The organism is Streptosporangium sp. NPDC051023 (assembly GCF_040689595.1).
GTDB lineage: Bacteria > Actinomycetota > Actinomycetes > Streptosporangiales > Streptosporangiaceae > Streptosporangium.
The window spans coordinates 1-19,883 of sequence record NZ_JBFBCE010000128.1; the positions used below are offsets into that span (position 1 = coordinate 1).

Here is a 19,883-nt window from a genome sequence, read left to right on the forward strand (position 1 = left end):
GACGCCCTCGATATCGAGGGCGTCGAACACCCGGTCCATCCAGGCGGTGAACACCGGTTCCTGGCCGTAGAGCTGCGCGCCCATCCGTATGTGCTGGGCGCCGTGCCCGTCGAGCATCAGGGCGACCGGCCGGGGCAGGCGTTCCCGCCCTGCCCCGCTCACGGGCGCGGTCCGCAGCGCGGCGAGGTCGTCGCCCGATGTCGCCGTGCCGCCGACCACGACCGCGCCGCGTACCGGATGAGCGGGATCTCGGTGCTGTTCCAGCAGGTCCTCGAGATCCTCGCGGGCGCTCGGGCGGGCTTGCTCCGCCAAGAGGTCGTAGAGCCGTCGCCGGAGCCGCTCCTCCCGGTGTTCGTCGGGGGCGGACCAGGCGAGCAGCCAGGGTTCGCTCATGACACCTCCAGTTCTTCCGTGCGCAGGAAGGCCAGCGCTGATCCCCGCCGGGAGATGTCCCGGAGGATCTCCCCCGGCCCGGCGTCCCAGAGCGCGGTGGCTCCGGCCTCGCGAGCGGCGGCGACCGCCTCGCTCCAGCGCACCGGCAGCAGCAGCCATCGGGTCAGCAGTTCCGCGAGCCCGTCCGCGGTGACCCGGAGACGGGCGTCCACGCTGGACACGACGGGGATACGGGGATTCCGGAACCTCATCCGTTCGACAGCGGACCGCCAGCGTGGCAGGACCTCGGTCATGAGCGAGCAGTGGTAGGCCCCGCGTATCGGCAGCATCCGCACCACCGCGCCGCGCTCCTTGGCCAGGTCACCCGCGAGCTGCGCGGCCTTGGCGTCCCCGCACAGAATGATCTGACCCGGCCCGTTGAAGCCCGAAGGCTCCAGCACGCCACCGGTCTCGGCGACCGCCAGCCTGCACGCCCAGTCGACCTCGCTGACCCCGATCCCCATCAGCACGACCAGCTTGCTGGGACGCAGCAGGTCCTGCTCGTGTCCGACCTCGCCGAGCGTGAACATGAGATCGAGGCCGTCCAGCGGGTCGAGGGCGCCGCTGTAGGCCAGCGCCGTCATCTCACCGAGGCTGTGGCCCAGGGTGACAGGGGTGTCCGCCTCGCTGCCGAACCGGCGCCAGACCGACAGCAGCCCGGCGACGTAGGTGCACGGCTGACCGGCCCGCGTGTCGTGGAAGTCGATCTCGGCGGCACGGGTGACGTCCAGCCTGTCGAACAGCGCCCTCACCAGGGGCTCGTCCCTGTGCGCATCGAGAATCACGTCGACCGCCCGCCGGTCGACCGCCTGGCCGGGGAAGGCGACCCCGGGCGGTTCCTTTCTGATGCTTAGGTTCACCTCTGCACAGTAGGCAGCGGCCATCGGTGAGATCATCCTGCTGGCGGACCGATCTGCGTCTCCGCCGCGCGCGGGAAGACACCCCCCTTGAGACCCACGACCGCGGACCGGGACGGCCCCACCGCGGGCGCGTGAACGATCGGGGAACGAGTCAGGAAACGGGCACGGGACGCGACGCCTCCGGCCGGGATCTCAGGCGTGCCCGGAGAGGCTCTCCTCGTCGCGCGGCGGGCGACGGCGGCCCCCGCGGCGGCTAGAGGTGCGGCGGGCCGGGGAGGGTGCCGGGCGAGACGATGCTCGGGACGGTGAAGCCCGGAGAGTCGACGGCGATGAAGCGGACCAGCAGGTCCCTGAGCGTCGCCTGCTCGGCGTCGGTGAAACAGGCGAGCAGTTCGGCCGAGACCTCTTGGGCGATCTCACTGGCCTGGGCCATCCGCTTGCGGCCCTGCGGGGTCAGCTCCACGGTGCGGGCCCGGCGGTCGCCGGGAACCGGGCGGCGCACGACGAGCCCCTGCTGTTCCAGGGCGTCGACGGTGCGCATCATGGCGGTCTTCTCACTGCCGAGCTCGCCGATGAGCCGGGTCTGGGAGGCCGGTCCGAGCCGTGCGAGCGTGGTCAGGACGCCGAAATGTCTTCCCTCGATGCCCAGCGAGGCCAGCGCGCGAGTGAACTCGCGAGCCGCGCGCTGATGGGCCAGGCGCAGCAGCAACCCCATCTCGGGCCCGACCGTTCTCTCCGACGTCACCTACACAGGATATTCCTACATGAGATTGTAGCGTGCGAGAAATTCTCAGGCGAGAATACTTGGTAGGGTGAGGGTATGGTTGAGGACAAGAGACCGGGCTGGACTCACTGGCCGTTCCGGGTGGCCATGAGCGTCGCCGCCCTGATGCTGTTCGACCAGGCGGTCTTCGCCGGACAGATGCTGGCCGGAACGTTCAGCGCGGTGCACACCCATCGGGAGAACGCGACCTTCGCCGGGATCAGCGTGGTCGTCGCCGCGCTCTGTGCCATCCCCCTGCGCTGGCCGGGCCGGGGCCCGATATGGCCGGCCCTGGCATGCGTCGGCCTGTTCGGCCTGATCGCGCTGCAGATCATCCTGGGATTCGCCCGCACGCTCGCGGTGCACATCCCGCTCGGCGTGACGATCATTCTGCTGGCCGCGCTGCTGGTGCTCTGGGCCTGGCGCTACCGCCCCGCGGGTCCGGCGGGACCCCCCGACGCAGAGCGTGAGGCCGAGGGCACCCAAGGCAGACCGGAAACCGAGGTGCGGGCATGAGGCTCGACAGGCGCCACTTCCTGGGGCTTCTCGGCGGGACGGGTGCGGCGGCCATCGTCGGGGTTCCGCTGCTGTCGGGGATAGGGGGCTCCAACTCGACGGGCGAGTTCCTGCCCAGCAAGCTTCCGTTGCCGCGGCCGTTCACCCTCCCGTTCAAGGTGCCGCCGGTGCTGCGCCCCACGAGCACGGACGCGACAACCGACCGCTACGAGATCGTCCAGCGTGCCGCGGTCGCCGAGATCCTGCCGGGGGTCCGGACCCAGGTCTGGGGCTACAACGGCATCGTCCCCGGGCCGACCATCGTCTCCACCAGCGGCCGCCGTACCATCGTCACCCACCGCAACGAGCTGCCGGTGCCCGTCGTCGTCCACCTCCACGGTGGTCACACGCCTGCGGAGCACGACGGCTACCCGATCGACCTGATCTATCCGCAGGGCGCCTCGCCGGACATGACCGGCCACCAGCACATGGTGGGCGCGACCACCATCGGCCACCGCGACTACGTCTATCCCCTCAAGCAGCCCGCCGCGACGCTCTGGTACCACGACCACCGGATGGACTTCACGGCCCCCGCCGTCTGGCGTGGCCTTGCGGGCTTCCACATCGTCCACGACCCGCACGAGCTCTCCCTCGGCCTGCCGGGCGGGGAGCGGGACATCCCGATCATGATCATGGATCGCTCGTTCGGCGCGGACGGCAGTCTCCAGTATCCGAGCCTGGACCCCACGCTCCTGCACACCCCGGGCGTCCGCGAGCCCTACGGTTCCGGGGTCCTCGGGGATGTGATCCTGGTCAACGGGGTGCCCTGGCCGCTGGCCCAGGTGCCCGCGGTACGGCATCGCCTACGCCTGCTCAACGCCTCAAACGCCCGCCGCTACCGGCTCGTCCTCGACCCGCCCCCGCCGGGAGGTCAGGCTTTCGTCCAGGTCGGCACCGACGGCGGCCTGCTTCCCCAGCCGCTGGCCCACGACGCCCTGGAAATGGCGCCCGCGCAGCGCTTCGACGTCGTCGTCGACTTCGGCCGCTACCGCCCGGGCCAGTCCGTCACCGTGCGCAACGAGTGGGGGGACGGCGGCACCACCGACATCATGCGATTCCAGATCGCCGGGACCGCGACCGACGACAGCCGCGTCCCCGACCAGCTCGCCGCGGCGACCCCGCTCAGCGCGAAGGACGCAACCGTCACCCGTACGCTGCTGTTCCGGCACGACGAGGTCCACGGGATGGCCGGCTGGACCGTCAACGGCCAGCCGTTCTCCCCAGATGTCAGCACCATCAACCCGAAGCTCGGCGCAGCCGAGATCTGGCAGCTGGTCTCCGACTTCCACCATCCCATCCACCTTCACCTCGCCCATTTCCAGGTTCTGTCCCGGGGCGTCGGCGGGCCCGGGGAGTACGACCACGGACCCAAGGACACCATCGACCTGCGTCCCGGTGAGCACGCCTCCATCCTCGTCAGGTTCGAGGACTACGAAGGCCGCTACGTCGCGCACTGCCACAACCTCGAGCACGAGGACATGGCGATGATGGCCAACTTCACCGTCGGCCGCTGAGGACGGCTCCGGCGCTCAGCCTGAGGCGCCCGGGACGACCAGGCCGGACTCGTAGCCCAGGATGACGAGCTGAGCCCGGTCCCGGGCGTAGAGCCGCCCCATGATCCGGCTGACGTGCGTCTTCACCGTGAGCGGGCTGAGGTTCAGCGCCTCGGCGATCTCGGTGTTGCTCAGGCCACGTGAGATGAGGGTGAGGACCTCGCGCTCACGCCGCGACAGCGCGGCCAGCCGCTCGGACACGGGGCGGTCGGCCGACAGCGTGTCGGCGGTGCCCGGTTGCCGCAGCACCCGCGCGATGAGGCGGGCGGTCGGTCCCGGTGAGAGCAGCGCCTCCCCGGCGGCGACCGTACGGATGGCGTTCAGGAGGTCGGCGGGCTGGGTGTCCTTGACCAGGAAACCGCTGGCTCCGGCACGCAGCGCCTCGATGACGTGCTCGTCGGTGTCGTAGGTGGTCAGGACGAGCACGCGGACTCCGGCCAGGTCATCGTCGGCCGCGATGAGCCGGGTCGCCTCGATGCCGTCGAGGCCGGGCATGCGGACGTCCATGACCACGACGTCGGCACGGGCGCTGCGCGCCAGGTCGAGGGCCTCGTGGCCGGTGCCCGCCTCTCCGACGACCTCCATGTCCCGCGCGGAGCCGATCAGCATCGCGAAGGCGGCCCGTACCAGGGCCTGGTCGTCGACGAGCAGGACACGGATCGCCTGCGGCGGGGGGATGCTGCTCATCCGGCGCACTCCCTGTCCTCGTTCAGGGGCAGGTCGGCGCAGACCGTGAATCCGTACCCCTCCTTGCGGGGTCCCGCGGTCAGCGTGCCGCCCACGCTGCGGGCCCGCTCGCGCATCCCGACGAGACCGTAGCCCGTGGTGCCCGATCCGGCGGGAACGGCCTGCCGGATACCCGGGCCGTCGTCCTCGACCGTGATGCGCAGCCGCTGCTGCTCGGCCGTCAGGCCGACCCGGACGCGGCAGCCGGGGGCGTGCCGTACGGCGTTGGTCAGCGCCTCCTGCACGATCCGATACGCGGCGATGCCAACGGAGGGTGAGACCGCCGGCGGCATGGTGTACCCGAGCCCGACCAGCGCACCCGCCGCCTCCGCCGACCGCGCCAGGTCCGGCAGCCCGGCCAGCCCCGGCACCGGTTCACGCTCGTCCTCCTGCTCTCCCTCACGCAGCACCCGGAGGGTCACCCGAAGCTCGGCGCGGGCGTCCCGGCAGGTTTCCGAGATACCGGCCAGTGAACGGATCAGGGCCGTCCGGTCGAGCATGTGCGGGTCCTCGACCAGCACGTGCGCGGCGACGGACGCCTGGACCCCGATGAGCGTGATGCTGTGCGCGAGCAGGTCGTGCAGGTCGCGCGCGATCCGCATGCGTTCCTCCGTCACGCGCCGCGCGGCCTCCTCCTCCCGGGTCCGCTCGGCGCGCTCGGCCCGCTCGACGATCGCGGTGACGTATTTGCGATGGATCCGCACCGCGTCGCCGATCACCACGACCGTCAGGATCCACCCGGCGATACGCAGGATGTCCCACACCTCGTTCGTCCTCGCCGTGGCGGACATGACGCAGGCCACGACCGTGACGGAGACGACGACGGTGGTGTACGCGCGCCACTGCGGCCCGGCCTCGGCGACCGAGTACAGCGCGACCAGGCCGGCCGGTACGGCCGCCAGGTGGAGGTCGCCGAGCGCGTGGTACGGGGCGAGCATGGCGACGACGGCCACCATCACGGGCATCGGCCAATGTCGCCGCGCCACCAGGACGAGCGCGCTGCCGGTGAGCAACGTCCAGCCCAGCGCGTCCAGCCGATGCCCGTTCCCCAGGAACAGCATGGCCAGCGCGGTCTGCGCCAGCAGCACGCCCGCGGCGATGAGGACGTCGGCGCGCGTGACCCGCGGCGTGGTTAGCATGATCGGCACATCTGTCTCCCTCGTGATCGTCACACCGATGCGCTGAGACCAGGCCCGCAGCCGCGGCCAGGCCGCCGAGACCCCTTCCGCGAGTCCCGCGAACCGGGAGACCCCCGTACGGCCCGGCGCCACCGCCGACACCTCTGCCCCCACCGGCGAGGGCGATGCTTCTGTCAGAGGCCGCGGGGTCACGAGACCGTCTCCCGGATCCTCCGCGCCGGGCCGACCGCCGCGGCGGTGCCGACCGGCGACACCAGCCGCAGCAGCGGGCCGCAGTACGTCAGGATCAGCGGGACGACCGCGGGCGAGACGGTGACCGCAAGGAGGGCGCCGTCGGCCGAGCCGTACGTCTCGTCCATGCCCGCGGCGGTCAGGCCACCGTCACGCTGGTAGGCGAGGACCAGACCGGCCGTCCCGCCACCCGACGTCGACTGCACGACCGCCAGGCGCATGCTCGCGGGAAGAGAACCGGCCTGACCATCCCCGATCGCCCCTCCGAACCCTCCTACGCACGGAAACACGAGGGCCGCGACAACGGCCAAGAGCCCCACCACCGTCCACGGCAGCAGCCGTGTTCGTTTGCTTTGGATGTTTTCCATGCGTCCAGCTTCCTTGTCACAAACGCGCCGGACATCGCGCTGACGTCGGAAAACACCGTTACTGCCGAGGACGCAACGCGGAGCTGTTTACCCCCTGGGGAGTACTCCGGCGGAAGGCATGGAGGGGATGAAGGGGATGGTGGCGGGGAGCGGCTCAGACCGGATCCGGCCAGCGATCGGTCTGCAGCTTCTGCCAGGCGGACTGCCCCATGGTGATGAGCCCCTGTTCATACGCGTAGATCACGAGCTGCACCCGGTCCCTCACCCGGAGCTTCTCGTAGAGCCGCTGGACGTGCGACTTCACCGTGCTCTCGGCGACGACGAGGGTCTTGGCGATCTCCTCGTTGTGGTAGCCGCACACGAGCAGCTTGAACACGTCGAACTCCCGCGAGGTGAGGTTCTCCAGGCCGTCCTCCTGGGACCGGCTGAGCGTCGGCCTGCGGGCGAACTCGGCGATGACCGTGGATATGAGGACGGGTGACAGCACCGACCCCCCGGCTGCCACGGTGCGGATGGCCTCCACGATCTTCTCTGGCGGGGAGTCCTTCAGGAGGAACCCGCTCACCCCGGACCTCAGGGCCTCGAACAAGGTGTCGTCGTCCACATGAACGCTCAGCATGATGATCTTCGTACCCTGCGTCGCACGGTCGTGCGCCAGCGAGCGGCTGGCCTCCAGGCCACTGATCCCCGGTGGCATGGAGACATCCATGAGCACTACGGCGGGCTTCAGCATCCGCGCCATCTGGATCGCGTGCAAGCCGCTGTCGGCCTCCCCCACTACATTGATGTCCAATTTGTCGGAGATGGCCATTCGTACACCGTTACGAACCAAAGGATGGTCATCGACGATCAATACGTCGACCTGTGCCACCATGCCGCAGTACCCCCATCAATCAGCGAAGTGATCAGATATCGCGCGTCCCCTGAGTACTCGTGCCGTCGCGGCTTCTCGTGCCATGCCTTCAAGCGGGAAGGTGGCCAGGATGGTGAAGCCGCGCCGGCTGGAGCCGATGCGGAGCGCGCCCCCGTGCCGGGCGACCAGCCGCTGCATCATGCGACTGCCATGTCCCCCGGACCACACCGTCCAAGCTCGATCGGCGGTGCGATCGACCTCGTGCAGGCGTGGGTAGAAGGTGTAGTGGGACCGAACCTGGAGGCTGATCCGCGCGCGGACGTCGAACTCCACGGAGACCGTGGCGTCCGGCGCGTACTTCATCGAGTTGGTCAGCGCCTCCCTGGCGATCCTGACGATGACCGCGCGCAGCGGCGCGGACAGCTGTTCATCGGTACCGTGAGTGAGAAATTCGATCATGAGACCGCCACTGCGGAATCGATTCACCACGTCGACCAGATATTCGGTCGCCGGGCTCGGCCGTCGTACTCCCCCGTGAAGCTGGCCGATGATGTTACGTAGCTCCGTCATGGTGTGCGCGGCGACCTCGTCGATCGTCTGCAGTCGCCGATCGTGCTGTTCCGAGTTGCGTGCCTGCATCGCGATCGCGGTGAGACCCTGGCCGACGGTGTCGTGCAGCAGGCTGGCCAACTCGGCGGCCTCGTCCGAATGAAGCGCGCGCGTGCCCTGCTCCGGCACCCACGGCATGGTCATCGTTCGTTGCTGTGGCTGTGGCTGTGGCTGTGATTGCGGTTGCGGTTGCGGCAGTGGCTGGTTCCGGTCCTGGCGGATGCTCCACCAGACCGGCGTTTGCAGGAAGATCGTGCCTGACAACAGTACGAGTAGCATTACCACCAGGCCATGGTGGGCGTACCACGAGAACGCGAACACCTGCGCCAAACCGAGATGCGCGAGCAGCCCGAGAGCTGCCCCGCAGCACATCAAAGGTGTTCGATGTCGTGGTCGACGCTGGGCGAACAACCCGCCGACGGCGGCGCCGAGCGCCAGCGGCAGGAACACGACTAGGCAAGCTAACGCAGTAGCCAAGTAAACCCCCAGTACAGCGGCATGAACGCTATTCGCCACATGGTCAATAACGACCGGCGATCAAGCATGCCGTTTTTGGCTCCTGAATCCAGCAGTCGATCCGAGAGTTCGTAGAAGGTCTCCTATCGGTGAGTGTAAGTTCCCTTCATATCAGGACGCCATCCACCGAAAGGGCTACGGTCTCCCCCCGCTGGTGGAGACGTAATGACTTGTCGGCGCTCTGACAAGCCAACGCATTGCCCACCCATCACCACAGGGCGCTTCCCACCACTCAGAGCGTGGTCGCGACCAACGTCCAGCATCGCCCCCATCGTCTACTATTCCCCCCAGACGGGGGAAGAGGTTATAGGCAGCGAGCCATCCTCGCGATGCCCCCCCGAGAGGCGTCGAACATGTTCACATCCCCACCGGCACCCTTCTTAAGAGACAGGTTGATTTCCCACGAGCGGTACTCGGCGATGTCAACCCCGGAACGCCGGTTTCCCCATGTCCGAGCGTACTAAATGGTGACCGGGAAGTCGTTGACAACTTCTGTATAGTTTGTTGCTTATTCCTACGGCGCCTAGCACTCCAACCGTGCATCGGGGTCTGGACTGGAACCAACTCCGCGCACCCACGTATGCATGATCGAAAGGCGGGTTCCAAAGAACAGAACGGCCACCGTTTGATCATTAAGGTGTGATGGAACCAAAGATCATACGATGGCCGCGCCTACCCGTATAGAACTCCTGACGCCTCTCTTCTCCACGCCTGATCAGATACGCCTTCCCCCAGACGATGAGCCGGGTCAAACGACCTGTCAACGACGCTCGAATCCTGTTCCGGCGCGAATTTCGCGATCTCCCAGCGCTCCCCAACATGTTTTGTTGATCATTTGTGTGACGGTCTCGGCGTAGCGTTCCCCCACCTGCTCCGCCCGAACATCAACCAGGTGCGCCAATCCGGCGGATCAATCCGCGGCGGGCCGAGTGGACGGGGAGATCAGCGGGTTCTGATGAGGGGGAGGCCGTTGAGGAGGTGTTCGCGGAGAGCGGATCCGCGGATGCCGATCTCGGGGAGGTCATCGGGGCGGAGGGAGCCGGTGATCAGTAGTTCGGGGACCAGCAGGCTGTCGAGCGGGGCGTCGGGAGCCGGATCGACGAGACCGCCGATGGGAGCGGTGGGCAGATCGAGATAGGCGGGAGCGAGGATTCTGCCGTGGAGGGTGCCGGCGACCAGGTCGGGGCAGAACTCGTTCCAGAAGATCGCCGCGGTGGTGCGCAGATCGCCGTGGATCATCACCAGCTTGTCGGTCATGTCGCCGACGAAGGTCTCAACCGTCACATGCCCGAGCACGACCAGCTTCGCGTCGCCCGCCAGGTAGATGTTCTTCGCCCGCAGGTCCCCCAGGACGATCAGCGCGGCGGCACCGTCGTCCACGTCGGTGATGGTGCCGTCGACGGTCAGGTCACCGTCCACGATGTATCCGGTGGCCATGTCGGGCGTTTCCTCCCGCCACGGAGTCCGCTCGTGCTCGTCGAGGGGGAGTTCGCCGGTCACCGAGGCGGGACCGGGCACCAGGATGTACTCCTCCTCGTACAGGTTCTCGTACGTCCCCCTCGGCAGCCCGCGCCGCTCGAACAGGTCCACCGCATCGCCCCACGCAAGGTAACCGCTTCGCATGCGCGCGACCGTAGCACCCATCCACGACACACGCCTCCGGCAGATCATCGCCGTGAACACCCGCGGGGGGCGGCGACCGTCCGCTCCGTGGAAGGCGCGATCAGGTCGTGTTCAGGTGGCCGGTGTCAGGCTGGCGCGCCATGACCACCTCACACCAAAGGCCCCGGCACGACACCCCTGGCCGCCGGATGCTCAACAAGGTTCCAGAGGTCACCCTCTACTTCTGGATCATCAAGATCCTGTGCACCACCGTCGGCGAAACCGCGGCCGACTTCCTGAACGAGAACCTGGGGTTCGGCCTGACCAACACCTCTGTCGTCATGACCCTGCTGCTGGTGATCACCCTGATCTTCCAGTTCTCGGCGAAGAAGTACGTGCCGGGCGTCTACTGGCTCGCGGTCGTCCTGATCAGCGTCGTCGGCACGCTGGTGAGCGACAATCTCACGGACAACCTCGGTGTGGCCCTGGAGACGACGACCCTCGTCTTCGCCGTTCTGCTCGCGGTCACCTTCGCGGCCTGGTACGCCCTGGAGAAGACCCTGTCCATCCACACCATCTCCACACTCCGGCGTGAGGCCTTCTACTGGCTGGCCATCCTGTTCACCTTCGCCCTCGGCACATCCGCGGGCGACCTCGTGGCGGAGCGGTTCGACCTGGGCTACGGGGTTTCCGCGGCGTTGTCCGGCGCGCTGATCGCCGTCGTGGCCGCCGCCCGTTTCCTGCTCAGGCTGGGCGCGGTCCTGGCCTTCTGGACCGCCTACGTGCTGACCCGTCCCTTCGGGGCCTCCATCGGCGACTACCTGTCACAGTCCCCCGACGACGGAGGAGTCGGCCTCGGCACGGTGGCGACCAGCGGCCTCTTCCTCGTCACGATCCTGTGCCTGGTCGTCTATCTGAGCATCACGCGGAGGGACGCGTCCGTACCCCAGCCCGTGGAAGGGGTCTAGCCTCTCACCCCGCGGGAAGGCTCACCACGAACCGCGCTCCCTTCGTACCCGCGGCCAGGTGGATGTCACCGCCCGCCGCTCGGGCGAGGCGCCTGGCGAGGGCGAGCCCGAGACCGGCACCGTCGTGCCCGTCCGCCGGATCGGCACGGCGCCCCGGTTCGAAGACGGCCGAGCCGATGTCGGCGGGAACTCCGGGACCGTCGTCGGCGACGGCCACCTGGACTCCGCCGGTGACCTGCGCGCACTCGACGGTGATCGTCCGTACGGCGTAGCGCCGGGCGTTGTCCAGCAACGGGGTCAGAATGCGTTCCGCGACGGTCGCGGCGACCCCGGCGGTCACCGCGGCGCCGTGGACGACGACGGGAGGGGCTTTCGGATGCTCCTCGGCCCAGCGCCGGGCCAACTCGTGCGCGAGGTCGGGCAACAGGCACCGCCCCGGGACGGGCGCCGACCGGGTGCGGGCCTCGGAGAGCAGGGTTTCGCAGATCCGCTGCATGGTCGCCGCGGCCGACGCGATCGCCGCGTGGGACACTCCCTGCTCGGCCGCGTCCCGGTACCGCGCTGTCAGCCAGTCGGTCTCCGCCACGATACGGGCCAGTGGGGTGCGCAGCTCGTGCGAGAGTTCGGCGGACTGCTGCCGTTCGTGACGCAGGACGGCGGCCAGCCGGTCGAGGAGCTCGTCGAGGTTGGCGGCCAGCGAGGCAAGCTCGTCCGGACGGCCCACCATGCCGAATCTCTCGGCCGCGCCGTGTTCGCTCCAGCGCGCCGCCTGGGCGCTCATCTCGGCGACCGGCCGCAGAGCCCGCCCCACGATCGCACGGGTGACCAGGTAGACGACTCCGAGAAGCAGCAGCCCGAGGGCCGCCGAGCTGATGAGGGCCGCCCGTGCCGTGGTGCGGTACGGCTCCAACCCGACGGAGACGACGACGGTTCCCGCCTGCCGTCCCCACCCCGGCACGGCCGAAACCGGCAGGGCGTAGAACCGTGACGCGTAGGGGTCGGTCATCTCCGCGAAGGCCTCGCCGTGCCCGGCGAGCCGGTCCGCCTGCCACTGCGACCGCCCAGGGGCGCTGGGCCGTTCGATCGCACGAGTGCCCTGGTAGATCCACACACCGGTGTCCAGCGCGCGGTCGTCGGCGGGCTCGTGCACGACGATGCCGCCGTCCGGCCGTACCTCCAGGGTGGCCGCGACCGCCGCCGCCCGGGTGCGCAACAGATCATTGGCCTGGTCGCCCAGGCGCGCGGACAGGAAAAGGTTGAAGGCCACGGTGAGCAGGACGACCCACACCGCCGTGGTGATCAGAGCCAGTAGGGCGAGCCGGCCGCGCAGGGTGACCGGGCCGCGGACACGCCGCGCTGCGATGGTCCACGACACTCTCATGCGAAGCGGTAACCCACGCCTCTCACGGTGCCGATGCCCAGCGGACTGTTCACCTCACGCAGCTTGCGCCGCAGCCGGGTCAGATACTGATCCAGGGTGTTGTCGCTGACCTGCGCCCCCTCGGGCCAGGCCGCACGCAGCAGCGCGTGCCTGCGCACCACGGCACCGGGAGATGCCATCAGACAGGCCAGGAGCCGGAATTCGGTGGGGGTGAGGGCCACCGGTAGCCCTCCGACCTCCAGGAGGTGCCGCACCGGGTCGAGCCGTACCCCGTGGAGCTCGATGGACGGCTCCCGCCCTGCTCGGCGGAGGGCCGCCCGGATCCGGGCCGCGAGCTCGGCCAGATGGAACGGCTTGCCCAGATAGTCGTCGCCTCCCGCCGAGAAACCGGAGAGCCGGTCGGTCAGGTTGGCGCGGGCGGTGAGGAAGACCACGGGGACGTCGATGCCCACCGCACGCATCGCCTGGCACACGTCGCGGCCGTCGGAGTCCGGCAGCCCGATGTCCAGGACGACCGCGTCCACCCGGTCCTGAACGGCCCGCAGCGCCCCGGCTCCGTCGGCCGCGGTGAGCACCTCGAAGTCCTCCTCCCGCAGCCCTCTGGCGATCACGCCGCGAAGCCCGTGGTCGTCCTCGACGACCAGCACGCGGTAGACGGTCATCCGGCCGATGTCCCGGCGGTGATCGGCGTCCGGCCGGTCCGGCGGCCGATCCACCGGTCGAGGAACACGGGCAGGCGAAGATGGTTCAGGGTCACGGAACTCCTTGGTCAAAGGTCGCGCAGGACGTTGAGCGGCGGACGGCGGGCGGCCCACACCGTCACCGCCCCCGCGACCAGCAGCCCCGTGACGGCGAGCGCGCCGTCGGCGCCCAGATAGCCCCAGGGAACGGCGAGGCCGCTGGGCGGAGGGTCGAAGACGCCGGTCAGGATGGCGACGAGCATGTGCGACAGTCCCCATCCGGCGAGGGCGCCGAGCACGGCGGTCGCCAGGCCGACCAGCAGGATCTCGGTCCAGACGAAGGCGCCGAGCTGACGTGGCCGCGCGCCGAGCACCCGGGCCAGGGCGAAGGTACGGCGGCGCTCGGTGAAGCCCAGGATGAGCGGCAGCGCGGTGGCGGCGACGGCGAGGGCCAGCGCGAAGGCCAGTTCGATGGTGGTGAGCCCGCCCAGGTCGACGGCGGTGAGGCTGGAGCCGATGACGCCGCGCGTGGTGTCCAGGTCCGTGATCCGCGCCTGGGGACCGAGCGTGGCGCGCAGCCGGTCGGCGAGGGTGTGCGGCGCGACGCCGTCCGCGGTGACCAGAAACGTGCCGACGCTGTCGGAGCCGGTCTGCGCGGCCACGTAGGAGGCGTTGGCGACCAGGAAGCTGTCGCGCGGGGCCGTGGGGAACTCCGTGACGACACCGGCGTAGTGGAAGGCCACCGTGCGGTACCGCTTGGTGCGGCCGTCCTGCAGGCGCAGCCGCAGCGTGTCGCCGAGGTGGAGCTGGAAGTCCCGTACGGTCTCCTGGCTCACCAGGATCGCGTCCGGCCTGTGGGCGAGCCGGTCGACGACCTGCCGGGCGGTGCCGCCGGAGAAGTAGGCGTCCTGCAGCCGGGTGGTGTTCAGCACCGTGCCGGGGCGCACCCCGTACAGGTCCTGGAGGTCGGATCCGACGTAGGCGAAGCGGTGCTGCAGCGGTTCCACCGCGGCGACGCCCGGGACGGCGGAGATCCGGTGCTCGGTCGCGGGCGGCGCATACGCGCCGGGAGACTCGGAGACGGTCACGTCGGCGCCGTTCGTGAGCTGCGCGTCGACCAAGGCCTGCTGCCGGTAGGTGGCGGTGAAGGTGGCCGTCGAGACGGCGAACGCCAGTGCCAGCGCGGCGATGGCGACGGTCCTGCCGACCGTTCGCCGCTGGCGGGCCACGGTCGCGGCGACGGTTCCCGCCAGTCCGGAGGCCAGCGGCCTGGCGAGCCGTTCGACGGCGGGCCGCCCCGGGCCGAGCAGGAGACAGGTGAGCCGCCAGATCAGCAGTCCCGTCCCGGCCCACAGCAGGGCGGGCCCGGCGAACGCCCAGTAGTTCACCGAGATCTGCGGGATCCCCTCGGGGACGAGAACGAGCTGGTAGCCCTCCCTGCTGGTCGCCCAGAACACCACGAGCGAGCCCGCCAGCAGCCAGGCGTCGAGCCCGTAACGCGCCCAGGCGGGCCACCGGAAGGTTCCGACCGCGCGCCGGGCCTCCATGACGCTCACCCGCCGTGCGTCACGAACCGCGGGGAGCAGGATCGTGGCCCCCGCGGTCAGCAGGCCGACACCCGCGGCCATCGCGCCCCACGCGACCGTCGTCGGCAGGGTCGCGCCGAACCCGGCCGGGCCGAACACGATCCGGCCGACGATCGCGGCCAGGCCGAGCCCGGCCGGCGCGCCGGTCACCCCGACCAGGAGCGCCTCGGCCAGGGCCAGCCGGACGAGGTCGCGTGCGGCGGCGCCGCGAGCCCGGAGGAGGGCCTGCTCGCCGCGGCGCCGTGCCCGCCCCGACCCGGCGATCGCGGCGGTGAGACAGGCGGCGAGCGCCGCTCCCGGCAGGCCGAGGAACAGGAAGAGTACCTGCGCGTACAGCGCGTCCTCACGGGCGGCGTCGAGGGCCGAGCCGAGGTTGTCGCCGACCAGTCCCGCACCGGCCAGCCGTGCCTCCAGGTTCCGTGCCGACCCGGTGACCTGCTCGTAGGCCGCCGCGGGATCGGCGGGCAGGCGGTGCGCCAGCCGTACGTGGAACTGCCGGTGGACGGGTTCCCGGTAGAGCCGGTTCCACTGGTCGGCGCCGAGCAGCAGGACGTTGTCCGGTGGTGCCTGCGGCTGCGCGCCGGGCGGGGCGCCCACCCTCTGGAACAGGGAGTCGGCCTGAGGCAGGTCGGCGATCCCGTCCACCCGCACCGTGGCGTCGGGCAACCCGGCGCGGTGCAGGACGACGGTGTCGCCCGGTGCTGCGTGCAGGTTGGCCGCGGTCTGCTGCGCCAGCAGGACCCCCTGGGAGGAGCCGGTGAGGAAGCGCAGCTCGCCGGGGAAGACGGCGGCGTAGTCCGGGGGCAGCCCCACCACCTGGCCGGGGCCGGTGGTCAGGACCTGGCCGCCCGAGGCGGACTCGAACCCGGTCACCGCCCCGAAGTCCACCTCGCGGACGGCGGACGCGCCGTGATCGTGCCGCAGGGCCTGTCCCACCTGGGCGCCGTCCGCTCCCGGCTGGACCTCGACCTGCCAGTCGACCGGTACCCGCTGGATCGAGCGGGCGGTCATCGTCGACATGGCCGAGGCGAGGAAGACACCCAGCGCCGCGAGCAGGGCGACGGCCACCGCGACGCCGGAGGCCGAGGCGACGAGGCGCCCGGTGCGCCGGGTGAGCAGTCCGCGCAGCCAGATCAGCATGATCGGCTCCGCAGGGTGCCGTCGCGCATCTCCCAGCGACTCGTGAGACGGTCCGCGACCGAGGTGTCATGGGTGGCGACGACCAGGCCCGCCCGCAGTCCGGTGGCGAGCTCGACCAGCAGGTCCATGACGTGGGCCGCCTGGGCCGAGTCGAGCTGGCCGGTCGGCTCGTCGGCGATGATCAGGCGCGGTGCGGCGGCGAGCACGCGGGCCACGGCCGCGCGCTGGGCCTGTCCTCCGGACACCTCTTCGGGCAGCCGCTCCGCGAGGTCCGCCAGGTCGACCGTCTTCAGCGCGTTCAGTGCCCGCTCCCCGGCCTCCTTCTCGTCACAGCCCGCGATCAGCAATGGGAGGGCGACGTTCTCCACGATGTTCAGCGGGGGCAGCAGGCTCAGCCCCTGGAAGACGATCCCGACCGTGACCGCCCGCCGTCGGACGTGCCCGCTGGTCGGTTGGTCGAGCCCCGCGAGCAGGTGCATCAGGGTGGTCTTGCCCGATCCCGAGGGGCCGGTGACCGCGATGCGGTCACCCTCCGTCACGGCGCAGTCGACGCCGTGCACCGCGACGACCGCGTTCCTTCCCCGCCCGTAGGTGCGGCCGGCCCGCTCGCAGCCGACCAGCTCGTTCATGTCGCCCTCCCGTCCTTGAGGGTGACCGTCCTGTCGGCGAAACGCCGTACGGCGGGGCTGTGCGAGGCGATCACCACGGTGGTGCCCTGCCGGGCCTGGTCGCGCAGCAGCCGCAGGACGTCGCTCTCCGCCGCGCGGTCCAGCTCGCCGGTCGGCTCGTCGGCGAGCAGGACCGCCGGGCGGTTGGCCACCGCGAGAGCGATCCCGGCGCGGGCGGCCTCGCCACCCGACAGGGTGCTCGGCCAGGCGCGGGCCCGCCCGGTCAGGCCGACCCGGTCGAGTACGGCGTCGCGCCAGGACCTGTCCCGCCGTCCGGCCAGCCGCTGGGCGAGGTCGAGATTCTGCCGTACGGTGAGGTGCTCGATCAGGTTGCCCGACTGGAACAGCAGCCCGATGTGACGGGCGCGCAACGCGGCGCGCTCCCGCTCGGGGCGGTGGTCGATACGCGCCCCGGCGATCCGGACGATGCCGCCGTCGGGCTCCTCAAGCCCGGCGAGACAGGCGAGCAACGTCGACTTGCCCGATCCCGACGGGCCGGTGACCGCGACCGTCTCCCCCGCGGCGACGTCAAGCGACACGCCCCGCAGCGCCCGGATCTCCTCGTCTCCCGCCCGGTAGAACCGGTACAGCTCCTCCGCGCGGAGCATCTAGGCCCACCGGAAGGAGTCGGAGACCAGCTTCCAGGGGTCGACGTTGTCCGCGCCGACCGGACCGGACAGCGTGAGGATCGCCTCGTGGCCGTCGCGGTGGAACTCGTAACGCTCGGCCTCGTCACGGACGACCTTGCCGGTGACGGGGTTGGGCGCGCTGTCCACCAGGTAGACGATCCGTACGGCCTGACCCCCCGCGCGGGTGACCGTCTCGATCTCCCTCAGGACGAAGTTCCCTCCGGCCGCCTTGAGCTTCGGCACCTCCGCTCGCGTCGCCGTCGTGACCGTGGGCGCGGAGGTCGCGGGGCCGGTCTCGATCCTGACGCTGTTGAGCTTGTCGGTGAAGCTCGCACCGGTGGCGAGGGTGGTACGCGCCCACCCCTCCGGCACCTTGATCTGGTAGCGCGGGGTCCGGTAGGCGACGAAGACGGTGCTGTCGGGGATGTCCCCCGGAGGATTGGACTCGGTCGCGTTCGGGTTCGGCTCCGCGGCGGGCGTCCGGGCCGCCACCTCGGCGGGGGCGGACGGGACGGCCTGACCTGCGGGCGCGTTCTGTACCCCGCCACAGGCCGTGAGCATCAGCAGGCCCACGAGCAATGAGGCGACCGCGGTGATGCGTCTGTCCATACCGTCCACACTAGGAATCCGCAGATCAGGGGTTTCTGAGCGCGGGGTTAACTCGGCGCTTAACTTTCCCTGCCCCGCGATGAGCGTGACCGGGGCCGTGGTCGTCGCCATGGCCCCGGTCGCTCAGCGTCGTCAGATGAGGACTGTCAGTTCTCACCACTCTGCTCGTTCTGCGCGTCGCCGCCCTGGTCGGCGTGACCGCCGTCGGCGTCCTCCTTGCCGTTGTCGCTCGCCTCGCCGGCCTCGGACCCGTCCCTGTCGGCAGACTCCTCCTCCTCACCGGACTCGCCCTTGTCAGCCGACTCCGCGCCCTCGGCGGACTCCGACTCGCCCTTGTCGGCCGACTCTCCGTCCTCACCGGACTCGGAGCCCTCGTTCGCCTCGGCCTTGTCCTCACCGGACTCAGCCTTGTCCTGGCCGTCGGCAGAGTTTCCTTCGCCCTGCTGCTCCGTACCGGTCTCGGACTCCGGCGCGGACGGGGACGAGGACGGGGAAGCCGTATCGACGGCGGAGGGGGGCGTGTCGGCGTTGGAGGCGAGAGCGCTCGCGACCCCCACGCCGCTCAGCGCGAGAACCGCGACGGCGAGCGGGGCGATCTTAGACGTGATCTTCACAGACCATTCCTTTATATCGGTCATTTCGGACACCCTCATCGTGCACCGAGGGTGATGAGACGACCGTGTGCGTCAGATGTGAGCCACTGACATGAACCCCCAAGGCGTTTCCCCAGCTCAACAACCTTGGCCACACCACCACCCAGGGCACGTTAACTGAACTAAATGGGGAGTTTTAGCAGTTCAGAGGCAACCCAAGCAGCGGCATCACCGAAGCCGACTACCGCGCTCTCCTGGAGTGGCTACGCAGCATCGACGCCACTCCGCCATCGAGTATCTCCTGAGAGCCCTGCAATCATGGTGACGGTGGAAGATGATCAGCGCCTTGCCGCATTCATGGCGACCGTGAACGTTGGCGACACCCTCGCCGGCACCGTGGCCGAGGTCACGCGATCAGGGGCAACGGTGCTCCTCGATGGCTTCGTTGCCGCTCCGGTCGGCGTCATCGGCTCCTTTGATCTTTCCTGGCAGGCCTTCCAACGTTCGACTGGTGGGATCCTGCAGGTCGGTGACCGAGTCTCTGCCGAGGTCATCGCCGTCGATTCTCAAGGCGGGCGGGTCCTGCTCTCCCGGTCAGCCGCCGAGAACCCCCAACTCTGGGCGTTCCTCAAGGCATTGCGACCGGGACAGCGCTTGGCCGGCATCGTGGCGGCTATCGAGAGTTTTGGCATCTTCGTCGATCTGGACGACGGGCCGAAGCATCCTGTCTTCCCCGGCGTCGGCTTTATCACCATGCCCGAGTTGTCCTGGCGCAGGTTCGAGGACCCATCCGAGATCATCTCGATGGGACAGCACATCACCTGCGAAGTCCTCACATTCGATACCACCAACGGTGAGGCTCGGCTGTCGCTGCGTGCCACCCAACCTGATCCCTTCCAGCAGTTCGCCCGTGACATTCACGTTGGGCAGATCCTGCACGGCTCGGTCACCAAACTGGTGCCGTTTGGAGCCTTCGTCCGCGTCGCGGACGGCGTCGAAGGCCTGATCCACCTCAGTGAGCTCTCCACCGCACCCATCGAGACGCCCGACCAAGTAGTCCAAGAAGGCGAGGAGGTCACGGTCATCGTCACTGACATCGACCTGCCACGACGCCGGCTCGCTCTATCGCGCCACCGCCGCTCGGCGCTCCAATGAGTACGCCGACAACATCCCCGCGACACGCCGAGGACCCAAGACCAACAGGCTCAGTCAGTCACCATCCGTCACCAGGCTCTGAAGCCGTCACTCCATCAGCCGATCAAGATCACTTCGGTTAAGCCTGTGTTCGCTGCCCTCTGCTACGCGTTGACCCCGCCCAGCGAGGGCGCCTAGTGCTGTGACCGGAAACGATCACCGGGTTGGCGTGTAGAGCACTGCTGCCAGTTGGATGGTGCCGATCACGTTCGATCAGCGCTCGGGAGG

General features: G+C 69.6%; 19 protein-coding genes and 1 pseudogene. 4 read left to right on the plus strand and 16 right to left on the minus strand.

The window, feature by feature from the left end; all coding sequences use genetic code 11:
* From AB0395_RS44375 to AB0395_RS44385, 3 genes and pseudogenes are all read right to left on the minus strand, one after another.
* Positions 1 to 393: pseudogene (locus tag AB0395_RS44375) on the minus strand (hypothetical protein); the annotation flags it as partial.
* A complete protein-coding gene (locus tag AB0395_RS44380) occupies positions 390 to 1,292 on the minus strand; it encodes an ACP S-malonyltransferase (RefSeq protein ID WP_366293171.1) in 903 nt (300 codons plus the stop codon). The pseudogene AB0395_RS44375 and the gene AB0395_RS44380, both read right to left, overlap by 4 nt.
* Positions 1,293 to 1,545: 253 nt before the next feature.
* Complete coding sequence (locus tag AB0395_RS44385) at positions 1,546 to 2,037, minus strand: MarR family transcriptional regulator (protein ID WP_366293174.1); 492 nt, start codon at positions 2,035 to 2,037, stop codon at positions 1,546 to 1,548.
* Positions 2,038 to 2,112: 75 nt separating this feature from the next.
* Here AB0395_RS44385 and AB0395_RS44390 point away from each other — a divergent pair, with 75 nt between their 5' ends.
* Both AB0395_RS44390 and AB0395_RS44395 read left to right on the plus strand, forming a co-directional pair.
* Complete coding sequence (locus AB0395_RS44390; RefSeq protein ID WP_366293177.1) at positions 2,113 to 2,571, plus strand: hypothetical protein; 459 nt, start codon at positions 2,113 to 2,115, stop codon at positions 2,569 to 2,571.
* Complete coding sequence (locus tag AB0395_RS44395; protein ID WP_366293180.1) at positions 2,568 to 4,124, plus strand: multicopper oxidase family protein; 1,557 nt, start codon at positions 2,568 to 2,570, stop codon at positions 4,122 to 4,124. Before AB0395_RS44390 ends, AB0395_RS44395 begins: the two co-directional genes overlap by 4 nt.
* A 15-nt stretch (positions 4,125 to 4,139) precedes the next feature.
* On the opposite strand, the gene AB0395_RS44400 is transcribed toward AB0395_RS44395, so the two are convergent.
* The 6 genes from AB0395_RS44400 to AB0395_RS44425 form a co-directional block, all read right to left on the minus strand.
* Positions 4,140 to 4,850 carry a response regulator transcription factor gene (locus AB0395_RS44400; RefSeq protein WP_366293182.1) on the minus strand — a complete coding sequence of 237 codons (711 nt, stop codon included), beginning with the start codon at positions 4,848 to 4,850 and terminating at the stop codon, positions 4,140 to 4,142.
* Positions 4,847 to 6,028 carry a sensor histidine kinase gene (locus AB0395_RS44405; RefSeq protein ID WP_366293220.1) on the minus strand — a complete coding sequence of 394 codons (1,182 nt, stop codon included), beginning with the start codon at positions 6,026 to 6,028 and terminating at the stop codon, positions 4,847 to 4,849. The genes AB0395_RS44400 and AB0395_RS44405 overlap by 4 nt, the downstream gene beginning before the upstream one ends.
* Before the next feature lie 188 nt (positions 6,029 to 6,216).
* Positions 6,217 to 6,627, minus strand: coding sequence for a hypothetical protein (locus AB0395_RS44410; protein ID WP_366293184.1), 411 nt, complete (start codon positions 6,625 to 6,627; stop codon positions 6,217 to 6,219).
* 154 nt (positions 6,628 to 6,781) lie between these two features.
* Positions 6,782 to 7,501, minus strand: coding sequence for a response regulator transcription factor (locus tag AB0395_RS44415; RefSeq protein ID WP_366293186.1), 720 nt, complete (start codon positions 7,499 to 7,501; stop codon positions 6,782 to 6,784).
* Between the two features lie 15 nt (positions 7,502 to 7,516).
* Positions 7,517 to 8,539 (minus strand): histidine kinase, encoded by a 1,023-nt coding sequence (locus AB0395_RS44420; RefSeq protein WP_366293189.1) that lies wholly within the window; start codon positions 8,537 to 8,539, stop codon positions 7,517 to 7,519.
* A 1,008-nt stretch (positions 8,540 to 9,547) separates the two neighbouring features.
* Positions 9,548 to 10,228 carry a hypothetical protein gene (locus AB0395_RS44425; RefSeq protein WP_366293192.1) on the minus strand — a complete coding sequence of 227 codons (681 nt, stop codon included), beginning with the start codon at positions 10,226 to 10,228 and terminating at the stop codon, positions 9,548 to 9,550.
* A 140-nt stretch (positions 10,229 to 10,368) separates the two neighbouring features.
* On the opposite strand from AB0395_RS44425, the gene AB0395_RS44430 reads away from it, so the two are divergent.
* The gene (locus AB0395_RS44430; RefSeq protein WP_366293195.1) at positions 10,369 to 11,175 is read left to right on the plus strand and encodes a hypothetical protein; all 807 of its coding nucleotides are present in this window, start codon (positions 10,369 to 10,371) and stop codon (positions 11,173 to 11,175) included.
* A 4-nt stretch (positions 11,176 to 11,179) separates the two neighbouring features.
* On the opposite strand, the gene AB0395_RS44435 is transcribed toward AB0395_RS44430, so the two are convergent.
* The 7 genes from AB0395_RS44435 to AB0395_RS44465 all read right to left on the minus strand — a co-directional run bounded on the left by AB0395_RS44435 (position 11,180) and on the right by AB0395_RS44465 (position 18,482).
* Positions 11,180 to 12,556, minus strand: coding sequence for a HAMP domain-containing sensor histidine kinase (locus tag AB0395_RS44435; RefSeq protein ID WP_366293198.1), 1,377 nt, complete (start codon positions 12,554 to 12,556; stop codon positions 11,180 to 11,182).
* Positions 12,553 to 13,218, minus strand: a complete 666-nt coding sequence (locus AB0395_RS44440; protein ID WP_366293201.1) for a response regulator transcription factor — start codon at positions 13,216 to 13,218, stop codon at positions 12,553 to 12,555. The genes AB0395_RS44435 and AB0395_RS44440 overlap by 4 nt, the downstream gene beginning before the upstream one ends.
* A gap of 107 nt (positions 13,219 to 13,325) precedes the next feature.
* Positions 13,326 to 15,962, minus strand: a complete 2,637-nt coding sequence (locus AB0395_RS44445; protein ID WP_366293204.1) for an ABC transporter permease — start codon at positions 15,960 to 15,962, stop codon at positions 13,326 to 13,328.
* Positions 15,956 to 16,591 carry an ATP-binding cassette domain-containing protein gene (locus AB0395_RS44450; RefSeq protein ID WP_366293207.1) on the minus strand — a complete coding sequence of 212 codons (636 nt, stop codon included), beginning with the start codon at positions 16,589 to 16,591 and terminating at the stop codon, positions 15,956 to 15,958. The genes AB0395_RS44445 and AB0395_RS44450 overlap by 7 nt, the downstream gene beginning before the upstream one ends.
* Positions 16,588 to 17,238: an ABC transporter ATP-binding protein gene (locus tag AB0395_RS44455; protein ID WP_366293210.1), complete on the minus strand. Its 651-nt coding sequence runs from the start codon at positions 17,236 to 17,238 to the stop codon at positions 16,588 to 16,590. The genes AB0395_RS44450 and AB0395_RS44455 overlap by 4 nt, the downstream gene beginning before the upstream one ends.
* Positions 17,239 to 17,868 carry a hypothetical protein gene (locus AB0395_RS44460; RefSeq protein ID WP_366293213.1) on the minus strand — a complete coding sequence of 210 codons (630 nt, stop codon included), beginning with the start codon at positions 17,866 to 17,868 and terminating at the stop codon, positions 17,239 to 17,241.
* A gap of 146 nt (positions 17,869 to 18,014) precedes the next feature.
* Complete coding sequence (locus AB0395_RS44465) at positions 18,015 to 18,482, minus strand: hypothetical protein (RefSeq protein ID WP_366293215.1); 468 nt, start codon at positions 18,480 to 18,482, stop codon at positions 18,015 to 18,017.
* Between the two features lie 297 nt (positions 18,483 to 18,779).
* Here AB0395_RS44465 and AB0395_RS44470 point away from each other — a divergent pair, with 297 nt between their 5' ends.
* On the plus strand, positions 18,780 to 19,616 hold the full coding sequence (locus AB0395_RS44470) for a S1 RNA-binding domain-containing protein (protein WP_366293217.1): 837 nt from the start codon (positions 18,780 to 18,782) through the stop codon (positions 19,614 to 19,616).
* Positions 19,617 to 19,883: the final 267 nt, after the last annotated feature.